This is a genomic window from Streptomyces doebereineriae, from assembly GCF_031845645.1.
GTDB lineage: Bacteria > Actinomycetota > Actinomycetes > Streptomycetales > Streptomycetaceae > Streptomyces > Streptomyces canus.
This window is the reverse complement of sequence record NZ_JAVREZ010000183.1, coordinates 1-475: the sequence shown is the minus strand read 5'-3', so window position 1 is coordinate 475 and position 475 is coordinate 1. Positions and strand designations below refer to the sequence as shown.

General features: G+C 76.0%; 1 protein-coding gene. It reads left to right on the top strand.

Annotated features, from left to right (window positions below):
- The coding region (locus RNB18_RS51355) for an eCIS core domain-containing protein (RefSeq protein ID WP_311720975.1) at positions 1-475 on the top strand (475 nt) is incomplete at both ends.

The window sequence follows — 475 nt, the reverse complement described above, 5'->3', positions numbered from 1 at the left end:
CGCCGACTGCGGCCACGAGGAGGGGCAGCCGGTGGTGCAGCGCTCGGCGGTCCACGACGTCCTGCGCAGCACGGGACGGCCGCTCGACGAGCGGAACCGCACCGACATGGAGGCGCGCTTCGGCGCCGACTTCTCCGACGTACGCATCCACACCGACGCCGCCGCCAAGGCGTCCGCCGCCGAGGTCGGCGCGGTCGCCTACACCTCCGGCAGCCATATCGTCGCCGGGGGCTCCGGCATCGACCGGCACACCCTCGCCCATGAGCTGACCCATGTGCTCCAGCAGCGCTCCGGCCCCGTGGCGGGCACCGACCGGGGTGACGGACTGCGCGTCAGCGACCCGTCGGACCGGTACGAGCGTGAGGCCGAGGCCACCGCGCGGCGCGTGCTGAACGGACCGGCGGCGGCCGGACCCACGGTCGCCGACGCGCCCTCGGCGGAGGCGGCACCGGCCTCCGGGCACGCCGGTGACATC